This window comes from Microvenator marinus (genome assembly GCF_007993755.1).
GTDB classification, from domain to species: Bacteria; Myxococcota_A; Bradymonadia; order Bradymonadales; family Bradymonadaceae; genus Allomicrovenator; species Allomicrovenator marinus.
In genome coordinates this window covers 4751821-4774615 of the sequence record NZ_CP042467.1, presented here as the reverse complement: position 1 = coordinate 4774615, position 22795 = coordinate 4751821, and the positions used below count along the sequence as shown (strand labels likewise).

General features: G+C 55.7%; 19 protein-coding genes. 3 read left to right on the top strand and 16 right to left on the bottom strand.

Features of this window, described 5'->3' with window-relative positions:
* Positions 1-34 precede the first annotated feature (34 nt).
* Positions 35-1504, bottom strand: coding sequence for a sensor histidine kinase (locus FRD01_RS19615; RefSeq protein WP_249755763.1), 1470 nt, complete (start codon positions 1502-1504; stop codon positions 35-37).
* Between the two features lie 103 nt (positions 1505-1607).
* Between FRD01_RS19615 and FRD01_RS19610 the strand changes: the two genes are divergently transcribed.
* Positions 1608-3842, top strand: coding sequence for an FHA domain-containing protein (locus FRD01_RS19610; protein ID WP_249755762.1), 2235 nt, complete (start codon positions 1608-1610; stop codon positions 3840-3842).
* Positions 3843-3849: 7 nt separating this feature from the next.
* Here FRD01_RS19610 and FRD01_RS19605 read toward each other — a convergent pair whose 3' ends face one another.
* The 3 genes from FRD01_RS19605 to FRD01_RS19595 form a co-directional block, all read right to left on the bottom strand.
* On the bottom strand, positions 3850-4287 hold the full coding sequence (locus FRD01_RS19605; protein WP_146962632.1) for a response regulator: 438 nt from the start codon (positions 4285-4287) through the stop codon (positions 3850-3852).
* A gap of 15 nt (positions 4288-4302) precedes the next feature.
* Complete coding sequence (locus FRD01_RS19600) at positions 4303-4962, bottom strand: hypothetical protein (RefSeq protein ID WP_146962631.1); 660 nt, start codon at positions 4960-4962, stop codon at positions 4303-4305.
* Positions 4963-5128: 166 nt separating this feature from the next.
* Positions 5129-6223, bottom strand: a complete 1095-nt coding sequence (locus FRD01_RS19595) for a type II secretion system F family protein (RefSeq protein ID WP_146962630.1) — start codon at positions 6221-6223, stop codon at positions 5129-5131.
* Between the two features lie 78 nt (positions 6224-6301).
* Between FRD01_RS19595 and FRD01_RS19590 the strand changes: the two genes are divergently transcribed.
* Together FRD01_RS19590 and FRD01_RS19585 are read left to right on the top strand one after the other, a co-directional pair.
* Positions 6302-6901, top strand: a complete 600-nt coding sequence (locus FRD01_RS19590) for an alpha-isopropylmalate synthase regulatory domain-containing protein (RefSeq protein ID WP_146962629.1) — start codon at positions 6302-6304, stop codon at positions 6899-6901.
* 4 nt (positions 6902-6905) lie between these two features.
* Complete coding sequence (locus FRD01_RS19585; RefSeq protein ID WP_146962628.1) at positions 6906-7766, top strand: hypothetical protein; 861 nt, start codon at positions 6906-6908, stop codon at positions 7764-7766.
* Between the two features lie 6 nt (positions 7767-7772).
* On the opposite strand, the gene FRD01_RS19580 is transcribed toward FRD01_RS19585, so the two are convergent.
* From FRD01_RS19580 to FRD01_RS19525, 12 genes are all read right to left on the bottom strand, one after another.
* Positions 7773-10259 (bottom strand): hypothetical protein, encoded by a 2487-nt coding sequence (locus FRD01_RS19580; protein ID WP_146962627.1) that lies wholly within the window; start codon positions 10257-10259, stop codon positions 7773-7775.
* 22 nt (positions 10260-10281) lie between these two features.
* Positions 10282-11613 (bottom strand): NAD(P)-dependent oxidoreductase, encoded by a 1332-nt coding sequence (locus FRD01_RS19575; RefSeq protein ID WP_146962626.1) that lies wholly within the window; start codon positions 11611-11613, stop codon positions 10282-10284.
* 25 nt (positions 11614-11638) lie between these two features.
* Positions 11639-12154: an acyl-CoA carboxylase biotin carboxyl carrier protein subunit gene (locus tag FRD01_RS19570; protein WP_146962625.1), complete on the bottom strand. Its 516-nt coding sequence runs from the start codon at positions 12152-12154 to the stop codon at positions 11639-11641.
* 10 nt (positions 12155-12164) lie between these two features.
* Entirely contained in the window at positions 12165-13688 is a 1524-nt protein-coding gene (gene accC, locus FRD01_RS19565; RefSeq protein WP_146962624.1) for an acetyl-CoA carboxylase biotin carboxylase subunit, read from the bottom strand.
* A gap of 86 nt (positions 13689-13774) precedes the next feature.
* Complete coding sequence (locus FRD01_RS19560) at positions 13775-14047, bottom strand: hypothetical protein (protein ID WP_146962623.1); 273 nt, start codon at positions 14045-14047, stop codon at positions 13775-13777.
* Positions 14048-14320: 273 nt separating this feature from the next.
* The gene (locus FRD01_RS19555) at positions 14321-14977 is read right to left on the bottom strand and encodes an O-methyltransferase (protein ID WP_146962622.1); all 657 of its coding nucleotides are present in this window, start codon (positions 14975-14977) and stop codon (positions 14321-14323) included.
* 24 nt (positions 14978-15001) lie between these two features.
* Positions 15002-16321 carry an amidohydrolase family protein gene (locus FRD01_RS19550; protein ID WP_146962621.1) on the bottom strand — a complete coding sequence of 440 codons (1320 nt, stop codon included), beginning with the start codon at positions 16319-16321 and terminating at the stop codon, positions 15002-15004.
* Positions 16318-17733 (bottom strand): amidohydrolase, encoded by a 1416-nt coding sequence (locus FRD01_RS19545; protein ID WP_146962620.1) that lies wholly within the window; start codon positions 17731-17733, stop codon positions 16318-16320. The genes FRD01_RS19550 and FRD01_RS19545 overlap by 4 nt, the downstream gene beginning before the upstream one ends.
* The gene (locus FRD01_RS19540; RefSeq protein ID WP_146962619.1) at positions 17730-19196 is read right to left on the bottom strand and encodes an ArnT family glycosyltransferase; all 1467 of its coding nucleotides are present in this window, start codon (positions 19194-19196) and stop codon (positions 17730-17732) included. Before FRD01_RS19540 ends, FRD01_RS19545 begins: the two co-directional genes overlap by 4 nt.
* A 17-nt stretch (positions 19197-19213) precedes the next feature.
* Positions 19214-20524 carry a MopE-related protein gene (locus FRD01_RS19535; protein ID WP_146962618.1) on the bottom strand — a complete coding sequence of 437 codons (1311 nt, stop codon included), beginning with the start codon at positions 20522-20524 and terminating at the stop codon, positions 19214-19216.
* Positions 20525-20583: 59 nt separating this feature from the next.
* Entirely contained in the window at positions 20584-21432 is an 849-nt protein-coding gene (locus FRD01_RS19530; protein WP_146962617.1) for a DMT family transporter, read from the bottom strand.
* The gene (locus tag FRD01_RS19525) at positions 21429-22793 is read right to left on the bottom strand and encodes a sn-glycerol-1-phosphate dehydrogenase (protein WP_146962616.1); all 1365 of its coding nucleotides are present in this window, start codon (positions 22791-22793) and stop codon (positions 21429-21431) included. The genes FRD01_RS19530 and FRD01_RS19525 overlap by 4 nt, the downstream gene beginning before the upstream one ends.
* Between the last annotated feature and the right edge of the window lie 2 nt (positions 22794-22795).

Genomic DNA, 22795 nt, shown 5'->3' with positions numbered 1-22795 from the left:
AGCAGCAGGAGCGCTTGCAATCTAGCAAAGCCGCTCATCCCAACCACCCTTCTGGAATGTTCATCTCTTCGGCCTCAATCTCGGCGTTAAACGGCAGATCAAACCTTACGGTGGTGCCGCTTCCGACCTCACTTTCGATGGACATCGAGCCCCCGTGCTCCTCCATGATTCGATTGGTGAGCGAGAGTCCGAGCCCGCTCCCTTTCTCCTTAGTCGTAAAGAAGGGCGTGAGAATCTCCTTGAGCGTGTCTTCGGGAATTCCGGGGCCGTTGTCGCTGATCTCGATATGGCGCCTTTCACCGACCTCTTTAACCTCGATTCGAATAGTGACATCGCTGGTCTCACACGCCTGGTAGGCGTTTCGTACACAATTGATGATGGCCCTTCGGAGCTTTTGCCTATCCGCCGTGAGCTCCACTTCTTCGGGCTCACACGCCAACTCAATACGCGCACCCACACCGGCACACTCAGCGCTCATCAAGGAGTCGATCTCGCCCAGGAGTGTAGCCGCGCGGAAGCGCTCCATATCTGGGGCTTGATGCCTCGCAAAGTCCAAGAAATCGGTCACGACTCGGTCCAAATAGTTGAGCTCGCGCTCGATCTTCTGAACTTTCTCAGATTCATCCGGCCGGTCACTCAGATCCTCCTTGAGAAGGCCAACAAAGAGCTTCATGCCGCCGAGCGGGTTTCTGACCTCATGGGCGATTCCCGAGAGCATCATCTGAGTCTGACGGTCGCGCGAAAGAACCTCTTTGCGCATCTCCTCGAAGGACTCACTCAAGAGCGCGATCTCATCTCGCCAGCGGCCCGCCGGGCTCGGGATCGGAGTGATATAATCGCCTTTTCCAAGATTGTCTGCGGACGCCACAAGGGCCCGAACTGGCTTTGTGATTCGCCGGGAGACCACGGCAGACACGAGCATCATCAACAACAACCCGACGAGGCCCAGAAAGGTCATGACGCTCGCGAAGTTTCGCAGGAGAACAAAGAACTCGGCGCTGGCCTCCACGCCGATGACCGCCACAACTTCGCCTTCGCGCATCACCGGTGCGTATCCCGTCTTGTAGAGCGTTCCCTCAGGGCCGGCGAAGAGCACGCTCGTGCGCGGCTCCGCGTGCGCAAAGACTCGTTCGAGCTCCACTGAATCGGCGGCCTGGGCATGAAGCACCTGCCCAAACGCGGTCTCCTGAGTATCCACAAGGCTTTTCAACTCTTTGTTGAATAGAAAAACCCGCTCCACCCCGGTCGTGTCTTTTGCCTTGGTCAGACGATCCTTGAGCCTCGCGATGACCCTGCCGTTGTCTTCTGTGAGCCGGCTGATCTGCTCAACGTCTACGTCTGAGAGCTGAGAAGAGAGTGTTTGCCCCACGGAAATCAGACGACGCCCGAGCTCGTCCTCTAGGCCCTGCCTCGATGCGAAGTAGGTCAAGAGCCCAAAGAGGAGCACAATGATAAGCGTAGGTGCAAGGAACGCCGCGGTAATTTTTGTGCGCAATGATCGCATGGGTGGCATCATAGACTGGAATAACTGGCTCGCAAACGTGGGTTTCGTTGACGCACCCACGCTCTGCCGATACTCTGAGGCAACGAAGACTTCGAAACAACACATGTCTGATGAGAAGGGAAAGCCTCGGGGGCCCAAGAAGACCCTTTTGGGGGTTGGAATGCGCCTACCACCACCGGCCCTTCCCGGCACGGAATCCACTCCAAAGCCCACGCTTTCGGCGATCGCGGATGTCGGGCACGACGATAGTTTTGACAATCTACCGGTGGACCTGGACGAATTGTCTGCAGGTGACATTCTAGAGGAGGCATCAGAGGAATTTGAGGACGAAAAGACTCAGATGGCGGATCTCTCCGAATCGTCTGATTTTGAGAGCGCTCGTACCGAGATCGGCGCTCCTCTTGTGGAAGAACATCCTTCGATGTTCGCAAAGTTCGACTCAAAACCCGTTGAGGCAATCGGCCATTTGCCAACCCAAGCGCTCGGCGCGGTTGAAGAGTCCCAAGGACCTGAGTTCTCGCTGCCTTTTGCTTCGACTGCCGCGCTACCGTCGCCGATAAACCGCCAGATGCCGGCGCCGGCCGAAGACGAGGAGGAAGAGCTAGACATCTCGGACCTCGAAGGCTTAAAGACGGAACTCATCAACTCGCCGTTTGAGTCCGATACCGCGGTCCCCAAGCTCCTTGTTTTGGCAGGGCCGAATACGGGCCAGGAGTTCTTTGTCACAGGTTTGAGGGCCACTGTGGGCCGAGGCGATACCAACGCCATCATCATCCATGACCTCGCGGCGAGCCGGCAGCATATCGAGATCATAAAGAATACGGACGACTCGTATTCCGTGCGTGATCTTCAATCGATCAATGGCACCCTTCTCAATGGCACACGAATCCGTGAGGCTGACCTCTTTCATGGCGACCGCATCGAGATCGGCAAAACCACATTTCAGTTCCTGATTCAAGGCAACGCGCCAAGCCCATCCAGAAACCGCCGTGTGATTCCTGCAGCTCTCACTACATCACCTCCGCCGGCCGATCAGACCGGTGCTCAGGTCATCCGGAATGGTGGTCCAGATCTGACGCGTATCTTCACCGCAGCCACTATCTTGGCGGGCGTACTGACACTAATCGTCGTCGTCGGGATCTTTTGGATTCTCGCCACCAAGAACACCACCGCTGACGCACAAGCGCCCACGGGCGAGCTCGCCGGACAGCGCTATTTTGCTGGGGTTGAGGCCACAAAGATCCGAGATTGGGAAAGCGCGGAGGCACTCTTTGTGGAGGCGGCTGAGCTCGATCCAAACCTCCAGGTTGAACAACAGATTAGCCGGATTAAGCGCGAGCGCATCGCTGAGAAACTACTCAGTGAGGCTGAGCGCTCGGTGGCTGAGGGCGATATGACGCGGGCTCGCGAAGCCGTAGCCCAAATTCCATCTCAGAGCGTCTACTACACCCAGGCGCAAAGCCTGATTCGGTCGCCGAAGACGCGCGAGATTGACGAACTCTTTACCGAGGCTCAACGAGACACCACCGAGCTCGCGTTCGATAGCGCGCGGGAGAAGGTTCAAGAGATTCTCGACCGCGTGCCGGACCATACAGGCGCGCTAGAGCTTCGGGGCCAGATCGACGCTTTGGAGGCTGAGGAAGAGGAGAAAAAGGCGCAGGAAGAAGCGCGCCGTGTGGCGGCCGCCACGCGCAGCGCCCCTCAAAAGACCGGCGCGATCGACCCGTTTGCGACGGATGCCCCAAGCTCGTCGGGTTCGGGTAAAGCAGTGAACTTTACAGAAGGGTTTAGGCTCTATCGCGCAAAGGACTTCAAAGCGGCTGAAGCCTTCTTCGAGGATCTGGCCAAGCAAAATGACGGAGCGCTTGCTGATCGCGCTCGACGCACAGCGAAGAATATCTCGACCTTTGAGAAGGCTTATGGCGCGGCGGAGTCTGCTCTTGAAGCTAAGAAGTGGAGCCAGGCTGAGAAGGACTTTACGAGTGCCAGACGCGCGGATGCCGCCGTCTCTGGAAACCGTGGGTACTTCTTCAACGAGATCTCAAAAGGGCTTGCTGAAGCGAAGGCAGCTCGGGGACTTGAGCAGTTGAGCCGCAAAGAATTTGCCAAGGCCTTTGCGCTTCAAACCGAGGCACAAAAGCTAGATTCCAAGAATGCAAAGGCATCCGATTTACAGGCCAAACTACTCGTTGAGGCGCGCAACCTCTACATCAAGGCGGCGGGCGAGAGAAAATCTAATCCGGCACAGGCGGCGGCGCATTGCCGCACCATCATGACCATGTTGCCGAAGTCCGACACCACGTATCAAAAAGCCCAGAATATGTTGAAGGAACTTTAGGAGGCGTTTAGCCGACCTGAGGGCCTTTTCGTTCGGAAAGCACTTTACGCACTTTGAACTCAAGCTCCTCAAAATCGAATGGCTTGTCGATATAATCATCGGCGCCGAAGAGGGGCGAAGTCATCTCATTATTGACCGGCCCAATGGCGGTCAACATGATGATTCCTACGCTTTCAAAACCGTCCCTGGATTTGACGTACTTGCAGATTTGCCAGCCGTTCAACTCTGGCATCATCACGTCGAGAATCACCAGATTTGGGCGGTGAAGAATGATATTCTCCAACGCCAAGGCGCCGTCCGATGCTTCGATGAGATCACAATCCTGATCTTCGAAGAACGTGGTGAGAAGGCGCCGAATCTCAGGATCGTCATCGGCCAATAGAATCAGGGGCCGACTTCTCTCAGAAGGTTCCCCAAAATTGAGCTCGTCTTGCTCTTCGCTCATGACACTGCCTCGGGATTATTCTTCTTCGTCATCATAATCATCATCGTCTTGGTCATCCATCTCAGGTTCTGACCAATCGACAAAATGTGGATTCTCAGCCACGAACTCTTCGAAGAGATTCTTGGCCAATTCCTTCTTGTCGATACCTTCAGGTGCCACAGAAATATCGAGCTGCGCAAGCGACATATCCCAAGAGATTTTCTTGAGAATATCCTGACTCATCCCGCATTCCTTGAGCGCGTCCTCGATCTCTTTTGGGGACCGGTCGAAGCGCCGTGCAACCTCACGCATATTGGGCTTTCTAAACCCATTATCAGCGGTAATCCCCAGATAATACGTGCAGAAGAGCTCAAACGCGTTGAGAGGGAGGACATTGTCTTCCACCTCGAGCTGCGCCACGGGATCTCGGCCACCGAACTTTTCGTTCGGAGTCTTTGACCGCCGCTGATTCGAGCGTTGATCTCTGGAGTTTTGATTCTGACTTGGTCGGTTTGACCGGTTGGACTGATTCTGGTTCGAGCCACCGCCCGACCCACGTTTACGCCTGCGGCGTCGCCGACGCCGACCAGGCTCTGCACTGGTAGTTTCCTCGCTCATCTCTTCCTCAAGGTTCTCCGCCGTTACAAGAGGTGTAAGGCCAGGCAAGAACACTTCTTTGCCCAATAAGCCTTTCACGACCGGTTTCTTCGGAATCTTACGATTTAACGTGTTAGCGGCCCGTGCCGCGTTTGCTCAGTCCCTGACACCAAAGTCGGAACCCGCTCTCTCAATTACGTGAGGCTTGGCTCCATGAGCACAAGCGGGCGGACCATACATCCGCCCCTTTGGAAAATCAACTCACTTAGCGCACGCCACTCTTAATCATATTTGAGAGGTCGCTCGTGGCTGCAAAGTCGTGCAATCCTTGGAAAATTGCGAAGATGATGACGACCACGATCAGCAGAATTCGCATCACGACGACGGTAAACTCGAGTGAACGCTCGAACCAGTCGCGCGCGAGCTCGTCATAACGCTCGTAAAGAAACTGAAGATTTTCGTCGAGACGACCGGTTTCTTCACCGATGCCGACGTAATCTGCAAATTCTTCGGGTAGTCCTTTGAACTGTCGGAAAGCCATATCGAGCGGGTAGCCAGCTTCAAGGGCTGCGTGAACCTTGTCCACTGACTCCATGTACCACGGGCTATTTGAGGCTTCAGCGGCGAGCTCGACGCTTTGGAAGACGTCCATACCGCTTCGCACGGATTGACGGAAGAACTGAGCAAGGCTTGCGGTGGCGGAGAGACGGCGCGCCTTAGAAATCAAAGGGATTCGGAAGTAGATACGGCCTACGGCTTCTCTAAAACTCGACTCCGTGGGCAGGTTCATCCATACGTAGGCCAGTCCACCCATCAAAATTACGAAGATCGTGGATTGAAGCGTTGAGCGCACCACCACGTGCTTGAGACTTTGCCAGAAGTCCCCGAGCGCCATCTCGTAGATATTGGACACGAGATTCGTGAGGACGAACACACCCAAACAGAAGACGATCACGGGCTCGATCATGCCGAAGAGCACACGCTTCTTGCGCTTGAGTCGGTCTGCATAGGCTCGGGCGAGCGTCTTAAATGTCTCCGGAAGCTCACCCTGCTCTTCTGAGACGAGGATTAGCTTTCGCGAAGGCGCGTCCAAAATGCCGAAGCGCGCAAAGGCTTCTCCGAGTTTGTCGCCGTACTCCAAGAGTGCCACTCGGAGTCGATTGGTCATCTTGGTATCGATCTTCTGACGCTCCATGAAGTCGAAGATCTTGGCATAACCCACACCGGACTTCAGGCCGTCAGCAAAGAGGCGGCACACCTTTTCGGAATCCGCGTCAGTCATGTACGTGGATAACTCGCGCACCACCGCTGGACGCTCTATGGGTTGCGCGGAAATATCGTCGTAATATTCGGCATTCATTCGGGACTCGTGGCTCAGAACACGTTATAGTGTAAGAAGGTAACAGAACCGACGCGAACTTTCCAAGCAAGGAAGCACATGGACAAACAAGAACGAATGCTCGCATTGATGCGCGAGATCCTACAAGATGAGTACGTTGAACTCAGGGTGAGGTCATATCAGACTTTCGAGAGCTTGGACGAAGGCACCTGCCGCGTTTCTGCCACCCTAGCAAATGGTGATGGATCCGATTTCCAAGTCGAATCCGAGGGTGTCGGAACGATCGATGCGTTTTTTAATGCGTTGAAATCTAGATTCGCTCGCGATTTCACTTCTTTGAACTCGATCAAATTCTCGGAGTTTAATATCCGAGGCATCTTGTCTAGCGATGATACCGCGAAGGGTTCGCAGGCCGAGGCGGAAGCCACGCTGGGAATCTTGAATAGCGAGGGCCAAGAGTTCAAGTTTCGAGCGAAGTCTTCGTCGATCAGCCGCGCTGGAATTCAGGCGACCCTGAGCGCCGCCGCCTACTTCGTCAACAGCGAGAAGACCTACGTCAAGCTCCACGATATCATCGAGCATTATCGAAACTCCGGCCGCATGGATCTTGTGGAGAAGTACACCGAGATCATGACGCGTGTGGTGGAGAACACCTCCTACTCGGAGGTTGTGGAGAGCCTTAAGAACGCCCATAAATGAACCCATGAAGACCACCTACGCCACGATTTTGCTCATGCTCGGCGCCAGCGGCTGTAACCTGGTGTTCGATATCGACTCGTTCCCTTATGAGGGAGCGGGGGCCGTGGATATGGATGCAGATATACGGGAAGACATGCCCATCGAGGACATGCCCGAAGACCTCTCAGAGCCCGTCGAGGATATGGAGCCTATCGAGGATATGGCGCCTCCTGAGGACATGGAGCCGGACCTGCCGAGTGGGCCACCAGAGCTCGTGATTACAGAAATCATGATCAATACGGGCCCACAGGCAAACGGTGGCGAGATCGGCGAATATCTAGAAGTGAAGAACGTTGGGGTTGGTCCGATCGATCCAAGGGCCATTTCCCTGGTCTTGCACAATGAGATGGGCCGCAGCGGCACCGTCGTCATCTCTCAGCCATCCTCGGACGAACAGCTCGCCATCTTCAACGGCCTTCAGGACATCCAACCCGGTTCCTATTTTGTATTCGCGCGTTTTGAGATCCCAGAACTTCCACTCTTAGAAATCATGGGCGCTGGAAATTACTTCGATTTTGGCACATGGGGAAATCTGATCTCCTTCGCCAATTCGGGGGAAAGACGCATTGAAGTCCAGTATTTTTCTCCCGAGGGATTCCAGATTTTGGACTCTGTGCGTTGGGTGAGCAGTGAGTTGAGACCGACCGACCCAGAACTGGAGAGTCCTGGGTTGGAAATCGTGGAAGATATCAGCCTAGGAGTCCGTCCCGGTTTTGAGGACGTGGATTCCAACGACAACCCTGAAAACTGGTGCCTTGAATCTACGCCGGTAGCCGGTCCTGACTCATTCATCGGTTCGCCGGGCAAACCCTCTCTCTGCCAATAATCTTTGTTATGATGGTGGGAGATGCGCTGCGCAGCCATGCACAAGCGTCGACACGAAGTTGAACTCGTGCTGGTCTGTCACAACCTCCAACTCTTGATTGACCACCGTGTAGACGCTGGACGCGACCATTTGCATCAGTATCTGGTCATCTGGCCTGGCCATTGAAGCTGCCACCACAGGATGCTTGGTGTCGAGCTCAACGCGATCATACCTCAGCCGCGCGACCTGCTTCCCATTGCCCTCAAAGGTACGCATCCCTCGAAGATTCGCCTCTCCGAACACACTCTGGCACACACCCAAGAGCCAAGCGACCACGCGATCTGTGTACGGATCCTCGCCACGATGGCTACGCTCTTCCACGGGTTTCGGCGCAGGTTTGGGCACATTGCGCGGCCGCGGACTCTGAGGCTCTGGACGAGTCTGAGCGCCCTCTGGCACGTGCTCCACCAACTTGTCCAAGAGCAGCGGGATCAACGCTCGGAAGTCCATCGGTGTCAGGTAGAGCGCATCTTCCACCACGTGATGGATAGATTGGTGTTCGGTGTAGATGATATATTTGTGGGGCACCGCGGACTGCAAGATCTGCTCTAGCGACTTCCATCTCGAGCCGAACCGAAAGAGCAATACCGAGGTGATCTGAGGCCGTATCAACGCGATTTTTTGCTCAGGCGTCAGACTACTATCCGTACCGATTGAAACCGGCGGGGCATAGTCGAGCTTGCGCCCTATCAACTCAGAAACCCCGAGGCCCCTAGCTATCGAAATCGTTAACTCGCCGGCCAACATCTGGACGAGGACTTCTCGGGCAATCTTGTTGAGTAGGGGCCGTTCTACACCACCGCTCAACGGCGTATAAAGCACCCGTTGTGCGAGCTTCGCGGTCTCGAACGCAAGAGTCTGGACCAGAGCGTGGACGTCTTGGTGGTTCGGGTCGAGGCGCCTAAAGGACTGATCCGGCGGCAAGTTTCCCTGAATCATGATCGCCACGTCGGGCCCTTGCGCATGCCGTGTACGGGAGAGCAGACGGCCTTCTTTGATGCAAACGGCCTGAGTGCCGCCAATACCATGGCCAAACCCGACCTCAACGACCCATTTTCCGCTCTCTTTGGATATTAGCTCTAAACGAGACTGCACCTGCACCCTCGTCAGTCGAGCATCCTCCACCGGACTTTGTTTCCATCGGGACTTGTTTAGGTGAAACTCTTCGCGCCCCTGAATCACACTCTGGTAGGAGTAATGCTTCTTATCGACGAGCAATTCGATGGTCTGAATCGCGGTTTCTCCCACAAAGACACCGTCGTAGCGCTGGCCGCTCGAGTTCACGCCTTGCTTAAACCCTGCCCGCAAGAGAATCTCGTTCTCACTGATCATCCCGATTGGCCAATCCTGTGTCACGTAGTTCAGACGTTTGCCTGGCACATCGGATAGCTCCTGAGTCGAAATCAGGCGTTTTTTCTGTTCTGGTCCAACGAGCGCGGGCCAAACCGGAACATCTTTTATCTTCTCCCAGAGGAGCGCATAGCTCGGGGTGATCGTCTTATTTTTCTCTTTTGATAATGCAATTCTCTTCAGAGCAACCTTTACAAAATCTCCCCATTGGTGCTCGGGCGTATTTTCCAACCTATGGACCACGGCACGCGCCCACGCCATACCGACCAGCGACATCACCTGTTCGAAGTGCTGGTCACGAACCACCTTGGAAGCGCCGAGGTCTGTCCTAACCGACTGGCTCTCTACCACGGCCCCAAATGAGTCCCACGGATGGTAGCTCGGCTCTTTGACTTCCTCGATCTTGACGCCGTACTGTTGAAGGTAAAGTAGTTTACCGTGGCTATCATTTAGGGAGAGCACCCCGTCTTCTCGTGGTGACTGGATTGGGACGTGCCATGCGGAATTTGGAAAGGGATCTCTGTTGATGGACTCTTTGTCGATCGTGACCCTGACTTTCGCGAATCTGCAGGATTCTTTTAGGTGAGTCACTTCGGCCAAATTGCCGAAGAGTTGTTCAAAGAACCGACTCACGCCATGCCACGTTCTACCTTCAACTTCGATCAGGGTTCCGACCATGTATTCTGGAGTAACCTCGGTCTCGGACTGCCCCGAAATCTCCAAAGCCAGCCGGTGCTCCCTGCCGCCAGATTCGAATCGGATCTTTTTGGGCTTGAGTCCTTGAATGGTGCCTAGCCCAATCGAGAGGTAGCGCATGACACGGGCTTCTTTGGTGTTCAACGGCGCAAAGGGCGCCTGAACCCAGTCTCGCGCAACCTCCACGGGGACTTCGAGCCCCGGAATCTCGCAGCGCCAAAGGCTTGGTGAGAAAGTGAAGAAAATATCGGCCACACCGCCTAGCTGCGCGGCCCTTACGAACTCGAGCACCCATGCGTGGGGATCCTTGAGGCGGAATTGTTGGAGCTTCTCGCGCGCGGCGGACTCGTCGAGCTTAAAATGTCCCTTAGTCTCGACGATACCTTCGGATCTGAATTCTTCGAGCACGTCCACCTCGTGTTATCGCGGGTTACTGAGGAATCACCCTCACGGACCTGATAGCGTTCGAATCACCTGAAATCTTGCGCGCAGCTTCAATCATCGCCTTAATCTGCGTTTCGTTCATCTGCTGGTCCACAGCGTTAAGGTCGTAGGCGAACTGGTACTTGGGGAAGTCGCGGTGCGACGACTCAAGGTTCGAGAATCCAGCCTCGAAAATGGCATCGGCCACGGCCTTCTTGGTACCCCGCTTGTCCGAGTGGACCACCGAAAGGATGGAAGGTGGCTCAGCACCGTCCACACCGATGGTTTGCCCGGGCGCATACACAGTGTCACGCACAGTTCCGTAGAGATTGAAGAGTCGCGCCGTGTTGGCCATATGTTGCGCGATGCGCGGCTGGGCTTCTTCGGTGGCGGCACCAATATGCGGAGTTGAGACGATCTCAGGCATATCCCCGTACGGATTGGCCCACACGTCCTTCTTTGAGCCAGGCTCTTCTGGGAAAACATCCACGGAGGCGTAGCGGATATGGCCATCGCGCACAGCCCGCTTGAGCTCTTCCGGCTCAAAGAGGAATCCACGGGCGAGGTTCAAGAATATCTTGGGGCTATTCTCGGGCCGGTCGGCTCCCATCTGCGCAAATTGCTGGTAGCTCAAGAGGTGTTTATTCGTGCGCCCCTTGTGGTCTTCAGCGGAGACGTGGACCGTCACGAAGTCTGAAAGACGAAAGACCTCGTCGACGCTCTTGGCAAAGGTCCAGCCGAGCGTGGTGCCGACTTCTCTGGAGAGCTCACGGTTGTCATAGAAGACCACGTCCATCTCAAGAGCCCGCGCCATCTGCGCCACAGCCTTACCGATATTCCCGAGACCGATGATGCCCAGAGTCTTGCCCTTTAGCTCGTAGCGCCGGATGGAGTCTTTGGTCCAACGGCTGTCGCGAGTTTTTTCCACGGCATCGAAGATACGGCGCGAGAGGCAGATGAGCTCTCCGAACACCAACTCCACGACGGAGCGGCCGTTGGAAATCGGGTCGTTCATCACCATGATGCCCTCATTCGCGCACGCGACCTTGTCCACCGAATCATCCCCTATGCAGCAAAGCATCACGGCGGCCAAGTTCTCGGAAGCTGCGAGCACCTCGGCGTCTACCTCAAAGCGGCTGCGCTTAAAGAGCAGGTCGTGCTGGCCATCGCGCAGGCGGTCGATGATGAACTGCCGGTCGAGCGTTGCTGTTTCGGGCAATCTCTCCGGTTCAATCCCCTGCGCACGCAGAAGCTCGTCGAGCTCCGGGTCTGGGTTTTCGATGATAAGCGCCCGCGTAAAGCGAGGCTGAAGGAAACGCACTCCGTCGTGTTTTGGCATCTTCAATGATCCAATTTCAAAAGAACTATTCGTCGGCAATGGTGAGCAGGACGTCACCTACTTCAACTGCCTCTCCTTGGACGGCTTTGAGCTCCGAAATGATTCCAGATTTATGCGCCTTGAGGTCATTTTCCATCTTCATGGCTTCGACGATCAACAGGACTTGGCCTTCGGTAACAGCTTGTCCAGCCTCTACCTGAACAGCCACGACTTTGCCGGCCATCGGGCTCAGAAGCTCAGGACCTACGTCGCGCTTACCGCCAGTTGCCGCCTCCATGCGCTTCTGACGCTCATTGAGCACATGATGCTCAAAGGTCTGGCCTCGCCACTGCACGTGGTAAGTATGCGACTTGTCTTCACGCACATCGAGGTCCCACGACTCGTTTCCAAGCATCAGGTGAAGTCTGCCTGCATCGGGTGCAAACGCATCTACCTGGTAGGTCTTTCCGCTCGGTGCGGTGACTTCGTAACATCCATCCTGAAGCGTCTCGACCTTCCAAACTCGGTCCTCTTCGCCACCACTTACAAAATAATTAGGCATCTTAGGCTCCTTAAATCAGGCGTACGCCGCGAAGTTGTTGGAATCGGCCATATTGTTTCCACGGATTCGCCTTGGCCTGAGGCGCTTGGCCTGAACCCATGGCCCCTTCGGCGACTTCTTCGTCTCGGCGATGTCGCTCAAGCACGGCCGCCAGCTCGGCGATTTCCAACATAGGATTCTCCGATGGCTCGCGGTTCTTGAGATAGTTCGGAACGAATTCCGTGTCGTATCCACCATCCCTGAAGTCTGGGTGGTCGAGAACCTCGATTTGGAACGCGATATTCGTTGCGATTCCACTGACCACGTACTCACCAAGGGCCCGTTTCATGCGGTCGATGGCGTGCTGCCGGTCTTCACCCCAAACAGCGAGTTTGGCGACCATCGGGTCGTAGAAGACGGGGACGGTCGCGTTAGAATAAACGCCTGAATCAACGCGGACCCAAGGACCGGATGGCGCGTGAAGGTATCGAATATGCCCAGGAGAAGGCATGAAGTTATTTTCGGGATCTTCCGCATAAACACGGCACTCGAGCGCGTGTCCACGAGGCTTGATATCGTCCTGACCAAGGGTGAGTTTCTCGCCCGCAGCAATCTTGACCTGCCATCTCACCAGGTCGATTCCGGTCAGCATCTCGGAGATCGGATGCTCGACCTGAAGACGGGTATTCATCTCGAGGAAGTAGAAGTTCTGGTCCACGTCGAGGAGGAACTCGATGGTTCCAGCGCCGACGTAATCCACGGCTTTGGCCGCGGCTACCGCGACCTCACCCATCTTACGGCGCGTCTCGGGAAGAAGAGTGGCACACGGTGTTTCTTCGATGATCTTTTGGTGGCGACGCTGAACCGAACAATCGCGCTCAAACACGTGAACCACGTTCCCATGTTCGTCCGCAAGAACTTGGAACTCCACGTGTTTTGGGTTCACCACATATTTTTCAATATAGACGTCACCATTTCCAAAGGCGGCGAGGGCCTCGCGGCGCGCACCTTCAAATGCTGCGGTGAAGTCTTCTTCGCGGTCCACGCGACGCATACCTTTTCCGCCGCCGCCCGCTGAGGCCTTGATGAGTACCGGGAAACGCATTTCCTTCGCTACCTGAAGGGCTTCTGACGCGTCCTCGATGGTGTCTTTGGTGCCAGGAACCAAAGGCACGCCGGCCTTGAGCATCAGTTTGCGGGCCTCGGTTTTGTCGCCCATCGCCTCAATGGCATGAGGTTTTGGACCGATGAACACCACGCCAGCCTCTTCGCAGGCGCGCGCAAATGGCGCACGCTCCGAGAGAAAGCCGTAGCCAGGGTGAATGGCCTCAGCCCCAGATTTCTTGGCAACTTCCAGAATTTTGTCGATTCGAAGATAACTCTCGGCGCTAGCTGCGGGCCCAACACAGTAGGCCTCGTCTGCATATCTGACATGAAGGGCTTCGCGGTCTGGCTCGGAGTAAACGGCCACCGACTTAATCCCCATTTCTCGGAGAGTTCTCATGATTCGGACCGCGATCTCACCGCGATTCGCCACTAGTACTTTTTTGAACATGCCTCGCTCCACGCGTTTCAAATTGCGGCGGAAACTAGCAAAGGCTCATCCAGACGTCTAGCAGGGATCCGTTCCGAAATTCTGGGCTAGACCGAAAAGATCTCTTCGAAGCTCTTCGCGATCAACGCGCGTTCAAGCAGGTTTTCTAGGACGCCACGGTCATGGCAGCTGGCCAAGTAGTCCGAGTGTTCGGCGGTCATTTGAAAACCGCGCTTTTCGCAGATCTTTCGAATCGCCGACCGGAGTCCTTCTTCGATTCCTTCGGCAATCCCCTTCTCGATTCCTTCTTCAAGTCCCGCCTCCATCCCTCGTTGCCTGGCTCGTTCTTCCATTTCCTGAAGAACATCTAACTTCTGCATATCAACCTCCAAACACCGCCTCCGCCACTCTAAGGTGGAGGCCTCAAAGAGTGTAACAAATATTGCTCGAAATTCACGCTCATCCAACTCGCAGGTCCTTTCGGGTCTTGCTCGTCCTTCGATGCCTAACCACCTCAGGATCACGGATATGTTTGCGTCCACCAACAATTCTAGTTTCGCATGTTCTTTTGAAACCATAATGACCTCGAAGAAGAAACCTCCTTCTTGTTTTCGGCCAAAAATGAAAAGTGTTGCGAATTTTGTTCAGGAAATTTAGATGCCCGGAGATTTGACGGCCAAAGTCAGACCATCTCCGATAGGCACAAGCGTAGGAAATACGCGGGGATCGGAATGGATGAACGCGTTCAGTTCACGAATTGCAGTGGTTTCCGGATCGTCGTACTCGGGATGAGCAACTTGACCACTCCAGAGGGTGTTATCGATCAGAATGAGCCCACCTGGCCGGACCAACTCCAGACATGCTTCGTAATAGGCGCGGTAGTTTTCTTTGTCCGCATCGATAAAGGCCAGGTCGAAAGGCCCTTCTAGTGAGTTTAGGGTGTCGAGGGCTGGGCCGATGTGGACGTGAATCATCGAATCTACGCCAGCCTTTTTCCAAAAAGGTCGGCCCACAGCCACAAACTCCTCTGAGATATCACAGCATACAACCTGGCCTTCGGCCGGCAGAGCCTGTGCCATACTCAGGGCCGAGTAGCCCGTGAACGTGCCGATTTCCAAACAACGTTTCGCGCCAGAGAGACGAATGAGCGACTGCATGAAGGCGCCTTGTTCCGGCGAAATCTGCATATTCGACTTCGGGTGTTCGGCGGTAACCTTGCGCAATTCGCGTTGCACGTCTGTTTCGCGTAAGCCAACGCTCACAAGATAGGCGTGAAGTTCTTCGCTCAGACCGATAGTTTTTGCTGACATTTCGACTCCCAGGTTTAGATAAAATTATTCTACCGAAAACGCTCCGCGCGGACCTTCTCCTCGTGTCGGTTCCGCAGAAGGTGTTTCAAATTGTGCAGGCGCTTTGGCAGGTGCGGCGCGCCTATCGAGGTTTCGATATTTTTCAAGCAGGTCGGTTTGGCGAGAGCGATTTTCGACCTCGAACCCACCGACAACAATATGCCTGACCGAGGTCTTCAGTTCTAGCGGATCCCCGCTCCAGACGACGAGATTCGCACGGGCGCCCACCTCAATCTGCCCGTATCCCTGCATGCCAAAGACCGCCGCAGGCACGGTGGTCACGGCACGAATCGCGCCGGCATGTGTCATGCCAAAAGCCACCGCATTTCCGGCGATTTGGCGCAGAGTATTGGCTCTGTGAACGTCAAAACTTGAGATGATAATCTCTACTCCCGCCTTCTCGAGGATACCAAGGGCATCCTCGCGCGCTCTAATTCGGTCGAGCTTGGACGGAAGATCTCGAATCGGATTTACGATGACGGGCACCTTTGCCTGAGCCAACTTCTCGGCCACAACCCACGCTTCCGTGGCGCCTGAAATCACAATCTCAATCCCCAACTCCTTCCCGAGTTCGATAGCCTTTTCGATATCGCTCGCACGATGCGCCTCGATGACCACGGGCATTCCTTGTCGCGTCCTCTGAAGCGCAAGGAGGTCGAGCCTGCTCGCACCCAGTTCCCGAGACCGGTTTTGGTCGAAATTTGCCTGGTTTGCGAGGAAGAAGTCCAAGTCTTCATAGACCTCTCTGAGGTGCAGGACTACGTCCGCCCTTGAGGCTGCTTTGTCGCGACTTCCGTATTCGCCGAGGTTCGCGTGCATCGCGAGGTTCGGGTTGATGACGAGAGGTCGCACGGCCAGGTCAAGCCATGCGGATTGCCCCGAAATGATGCCCCCAGCCGGAACGCTAAGCACGGACGTAATGCCGCCAGATCGAATCACGGGGAGGACCGCTGAATCCGGGTTGATGCCATCTGCGGCTTGAAAGGACGCCCGAATTGCGTCTGTTTGACCCGAGGTATGGTCTCGGGTTCCAGCCACCGACCAAACTTCCACGAGACCAGCTGGCGTTCCCACTTCGACGAGACCTGGCGTCACGATGCATTCGCCGCAATCAATCGTCTTTACGCCCGGCGGGGCAAGAATCACAGTATCAATCGTGGCGATTTTACCGTCCGCGCCGGTCAGTATATTCGTTGTGATGAGCTGCCCGGACTCATCGTAGATTCGGGCATTCTTTATGAGCACTTGAGCTGCAGCCGGTGACGCTACAAGGACCAAAACGATGATTAGAAGTAGGGTTCTCATTGCTGCTCCACCAAAAAGTCGCTCCACGAAGCCTTTGGATTCTGGCGGTCGAACTCCAAAACGCCCTCGACGTAGACGCGTTCCGGGCGCGCATAGACGCTGAACGGGTGATGGGTCCAGACCACGATATCCGCGCGTTTCCCTTCTTCCAAAGTGCCTGTGAGGTGGTCGATGCCGAGCGCCCATGCGGCATTCGCCGTAATCCATCGAAGCGCCTCGTCTTCGGAAACCTCTAACCCGGCTTCCAGTGCAGAATAATAGGCTTTGGCGGCCTCTTGATTGAGCCGTTGGATGCCTATCGCGTCGTCCGAGTGGATGATGGCTTTTGCCCCTGAATCCGCTAGCAAGCCAGCGTTTTGAGGAATCGCATCGTACGCTTCCATCTTAAAGCCCCACCAATCGGCCCAAGTTGAGGTCGCAACATTCCATTCGGCTAAAATATCGCGGATTTTGTAGGATTCTACCGCATGATGAAAAGACCGCACGGGGAAGCCAAATTCATGGGCGAGCTCCAGGATCTGGACCATCTCGTCCGCCCTATAACAGTGGACGTGCGCGAGGATCTCCCCTTTGAAAACACCCGAAAGATGCTCCATGGCGACGTCCCTCGGTGGTGCTTGCGGCTCATCGGTAGGCTTGGCTCCCGGCTTAGCCTTCCACGCCTCATGTTGTGCCTGAAAACGGGCCTGTGCCCGCTGATAGTCTTTCACCTTTAGGAAAATCTGACGAAATGCGGCGTAGGTCCCCATCCTAGTAGATGGACCGCCCTTCTGACCATAGACGCGCTTCGGGTTCTCGCCACACGCCATCTTCATACCGAGCGGTGCGCCCGGAAAAACCATGGCCTGGGCAGACACGGCGGGTCTCATCTGCAGAGTTGCACTGAGGCCACCCACCAGGTTTGCCGAGCCGGGCAGGATTTGTAGGGCCGTGACGCCACCTTTGAGCGCCTCGTAGAACCCTGGGTCTTGCGGCCAAACACTCTGCAACGCGTGAACCTGCCCGGTATTCGGCGACGTCGCCTCGTTGCCGTCTCCATGTCCTTCCACGCCGGGGACTGGATAGACTCCTAAATGAGAGTGAGTATCGATGAGCCCGGGTGTGAGCCAACGGCCTTTCGCGTCAAACTCTTTGGCTTCGGGGGCCTCTATATCCTTTCCGAGAGCGACGATTTTCCCGTCTCGAATCCATAGGTCCGCCTCTTCCAATCGCTCGCCGTTGGCGGTCAGAATCGTGGCGCCTCTAAAGACGATATTCTGTGTCTCGCTCTTGACCGGCACGAGGTCTGGACGCTCCCAGCTTTTGGCAGGCGCGGCGTTGGCGGTAGTCGCTATTTCCGGTTTCTGAGGTGGTGTTGCGCAGGAGCTCATCCCGAGGATTGCTGCGAGCAGGAGGTTGATTCGCTTGGTCATTTGGGGCCTTCGATTTCCACGACAACTGTTCGAAAGTTTTGCCATTTGAAGAGTCGATTCATGACGATCCGATAGTTTCCGTTTTCGCGCACAGACTCCGCGATATCATCTGCCATAAACTGGCCTTGTCTCGATGTGGCATCTGCTATCACGCGGATCTTATAGCTGCGCTTGAGAGAGCTTAGATGACGATCAACTCCTTTGGGGCTCAACATAAATGAGTCGAGTAGGATGCGTTCTCCTGCCTTAAACTTATGTTTAGCGTTGAAGGGAATTGCGTTGCCACCCGAAAAATACTCGGTTTTTCGTTGCTTGAAATCTGTTGCCCTGACGGTGCCTTTGAATCCGTCTGCACGTGCCGCTGTAGCCGCAACTTTGATGTCCAGAAATGAGTCTTTGGTGACCCAGAGCCCGACACATAAGACCAGCGCCGAGAGTAGAAATTGAGCCACGAAGAGCCCCTTAACGGTGCGTGGGAAACGTGCGCGGTAATGCCAGAGACCAACCACAGCGAGAGAAATCATCGCCGGAAACATGAAGACCATATGGCGGATGCTGAAAAACCAGTGAACACAGCTGATGAAGGTGGTGGCCAGGATGACGTAGAGCACGCCCATGCCTGCCCAGAACCGGTCTTTATTTGGTTTCTCAGCGAGTGACGCAGCGTAGGCGAGCACACCGAGGCAAATGACTGGTCCGAGGATGTAGAAACCCGTGATGGTGTACGAGCCAAAATGCGCCGACATCTCGCCTAGATAGTCCAGGCTTATGCGTTTTAGGTTTTTGGAAAAAGTGCCCGTGTAGGCGTCTTTAGCGTTGACCACGAGGCGCCAGTAGACCCAGAGCCCCCAGGGTATGAGCCCCCAAATGCTGAACGCGGTAGACTTGAGAGCAGATACTAACCCCTCACCCCTGAGGCGAATCATATGCGCAATCATCACGCCCGGAATCAGCGGAATCATGAAGAGTCCTTCGGGGCGAGTGAGCATGGCGAGGCCAGCAAAGCCCATGAAGGCGCCTAGATTGCGAGTTTTTGGCTCATAGACCCAGTAGACCGCGGACGCGATGCTCGCCGTAAGAAATAGCGTAAAGGGTACATCAGTCATGCAGCGCAAGGACCAACGCACGACAAGCGGACTGATGGCGGTGAGACCTGCGGCAAGCCATGCTGCGCGTGGGTCGGGCTCGATACGTCGAGTCATGTAGAAGACGGGTATGACGGTGAGCACCCCCGTTACCATGGCAATAAACTTGCCGCTCATCCAGTTTCCAAAGCCGACCCATGTGGCCATATCGATGAGCGATGGCAGCATCGGGAGGCGTCTTCCCGGCCCGTAGAAGGATTGGTCGATAATAAAAAGTTCGTCGGTCAACGGCGCCGGATACCACCAAATCATTGGGATTCGGAGCACAATGAGGGCCAGCACGAAAAACGCGAGAGGGTGTTTCTTAACAAAATTCATTCAATGTGTCGCGCGAATCAGAAGCAGGTTGCCGTGGCGACAGACGTATTCCCCTGAATCGTCAATTCCCAATCACCACAAGCTGTAGACGATGCATGCCGAATTTCGACAACCACGTCAAATGTATCGCTGCTCGCGAAGGAGTCGTTGCGCCTAACCCTCACCACGTCGGTGGGACTCGTGCTGATCGAGGAGCCGACCACACTTTGAGAACAACCGTCACAGCGCACGTAGAGGTCAAAGTCGGTGCCCGGGGCGCTCACAAGAGTAATCGTGGCCGAGAGATAAACGTTCGAGCTTGAATCTTCGACCACGGTGAACTCTACAAACTCTTCGTCATACCAGGAATCTGACAAGGTGTCGGAGCCGGTATCACCGCTGACTGAGCCCAGATAGAGGTTATCCACGAACGAGCAAACTGGGTTGTCGTCCAGATTCGCGTTGTCGATGATGCCGTCACAGTTATCATCCATTCCGTTGCAGCTCTCGGTCTGGTTGAGGTCTGGGTCTTCGTCACAGGCGATTTCACCGGCCACACAGGACGTGGTGCCGTTTTCACAGAGGTCTGAGTCGGGACCGTCACACGCGGCTCCGGCGGCAGGGTCGGCTGAGCCGTCTTCGGTCGCCGGGTTGCAGTCGTTATCGAGTCCGTCGCAGATTTCTGTGGCCGGAAGCACTTCGCCTTCGCATGCGCCCCATTGACCGTTTGCCCCGCATGTTTGAACGCCGTCTTGGCATTCACCTACTTCTCGGGTGACCGAGGTTCCGGAATAACATGCGCGTGTGTCGGATGGCTGGCATTCACAGCCCTCATCGACTTCGCCATCACAATCATCGTCAAGGTTGTTGCAAATCTCGGTTTGTGGCTCGCCAGGCTCACACGTCTGAGCCTGACCGTTCACGCACGTAGCCACGGTGACTTCACAGACGCCCACGCCGCAGGTTGCGTCAAGGAGCCCCTCATCGACTTCGCCGTCGCAATCATCATCGAGGTTGTTGCAGGTCTCGGTGGAGGCGCTGACGACTCCGGTGCACGTGCCCCAGCTTCCTTCCACACATGTGCGGGTTCCTGGGTCACACGTACCTTCCGAGTTTCCGGGGCATGGCTCGGTGACTCCGTCGGTGCACTCGCAGCCAGGCTGCCCTTCTCTGCAGCCTGGGTCTGGCAGGTCCGGTGCCATGTCGGGTTCGTCGGCTCCGAGATCGTTCTTCGGAGGGACATATCCAACGTCTTGAGCGGGCGGAATGCCGCTGTCTGAGTAGTCTAGAGGGAGTTCACCTTCCGCACAGCCGAGAGCAAACACGAAAATCAAAAGGGCGTATTTCATTGGTCACCAATCACAAACATCACCCCAGCATACCTGTGTTCTGTAAAAGTCCCAAATGTCTAAGACGAGAGAGCCCTCTTGGAGAGGGCGACAATCAGGACGGCGCCCACAACGGCCGTCCAAGTCGGAATCTCGCCGAAGAGAAGGACGCCCCACACGAAAGCGAAGACGACTTGAAGGTAGGTGATGGACGTAGCACGCGCTGCCGACTCCAACTGCAGGCCCTGAGTCATGCGAACTTGAGCGAGTTGCGTGCTGATACCCACGCCCAACAAGATGGCGAACTCTGTCAACGTTGGGACCGTTCCCGTCCAAATGGCCCATGGAAGCACCAGAGGCAGCGCCACCATCGGAAACCAAAACACAGTGACAACCGGATGCTCAGTCTGCCCGAGCTTCCTCACCGTGGTGTAGGCAGCCGCACTAAACAACGCACCTCCGACCGCCGCCCAAATCCCAATCGGGTCGTAGGCTGCGCCTCCAAAAAGAAAGCCTGGCCGCGCCACCAAGACCACTCCCACCACGCACAATGCGCTCGCCACAACAATGCCACGCGTGATTTTCTCACCCAGGAAAAACCCGGCCAACAAAGCCACCAAGATTGGGTTTGTGTAGTGAATGGTCGTCGCATCGGCCAAGGGCAAGATCGTCAACGCCGAATAGAAACACACGAGCCCACCCACACCGAGGAATCCTCGCAAGGCCAGCAGATCTTTGCGAACGCCCCACGGCGAAATCCCCTGAGACCGAAGAATGGCGAGGCTCATCGCGAAGGCAACGCTGGTTCGAGCGAGCACGATATGGGACACCGGAACGCTCTGGCCAGCGATCTTGACCAAAACGCTCATCACGCTGAAAAAGAGCGCGCTCTCGACCATATACCTCAGACCGAGAGGATAGGACTTCATCTGTAGAAGCGCTCCATCGCTTCGTCCGCCCAGCCATCGAGAACGCCGAGTTCGGCTGCCAGATGAAGGATGGTGTAGCGGTTTCGGATATTTTTGGAGAGTTTAATGGCGTCTGACGCGCGGCCTTCATCCACGTTCAGTTCTGCATAACGCACGGGGCAGCCGGCCTCACGCAGCTCCGCCTCGATGGACCCGGACGTCCTTAGTCCGGGCTTGATGGCCTCCATCAACTCCGCCCAGCGCTCTTTGACAACGGTCAACCGCGCTCTGAGTTCATCTTGGGTTGGATAGCCGGCCTTCGCGTGTTTGGAGACAGCCTCAAATAAAGGGCCGAAGACTTCTTCCAACCATCGTTCGAACTCGTCCCAGGGTTTATGCGCGGCGACCAGTGCGTCTACGTCTATTCCGGCGGGATCCAACGTCCTAAACTTTTCGTAGAGGAAAGCAGTCGTCAGAGTGCCGACCCCGACCTGACAGCCGTGAAAATCGCACGGAAGGTCAAAGGCATGTCCGGTCATGTCGATATAATGCGAGATCAGGTGCTCGCCTCCGGATGCCGGGGATGAAGATCCCGCCACACTCATCGCGATGCCGGAGAGGATCAAGGAGCCCGTCAAACCTGCAACAGCCTCGCGGTCTTTGAGAGGAAGTCGAGGCGCGACATCGTTGAGCATGTCGGAGCCTTTTTCGATGACTTCGAGGGCTTCTTTGGAGTGTACCGAGCCTATCAGCATGGCTGAGAGTGCCCAATCTGCGTTGGATACTGGCTTACTCAGGAGGTCCCCAAGGCCGCTTTGAATCATGCGTTGAGGGGCTTCGGCCAAGACGTCCAGATCGGCGATCACGACCTTTGGAGCCGTACACGGCACTGTTGTTTTGACGCCCTCGGAGAGCACCGCGGCGATGCCCGAGGTAAAACCATTCATGCTCGGAGCGGTGGCCACACACGCCATTGGCAAATTCAGGCGATGAGCGGCGAGCTTGACCACATCATTGATGGTTCCGGACCCGACCGCCACCCCTGCACCGAATCCTTTTCCGAGTTCTTTCTGGCAAGCTTCCACGCGCTCATCATCGCAGAATGGCTCGGTCTCACCGTCAACCAGAGGCACATCCCACCGCTCCCAGGCTACACCGGCGGCATCGAGCCCAGCAGCCAAATCTTTGCCGGCCGCCTCCCAGGTATTTTGGTCCACGGCTACAAGCCATGGCCTATCGAGCGGCAAGTTCGAGCGCAAAACCTCGGCAGCGTTTTTTAAGGCGCCGGGTTGGACGATGGCCACCTTCGTGTCCACCTTTGCGTCGAAGCGTGTAAGAAGGGTATCAATGGTGCTCTGGATCGACTCTATTTTCGCGTTCATGG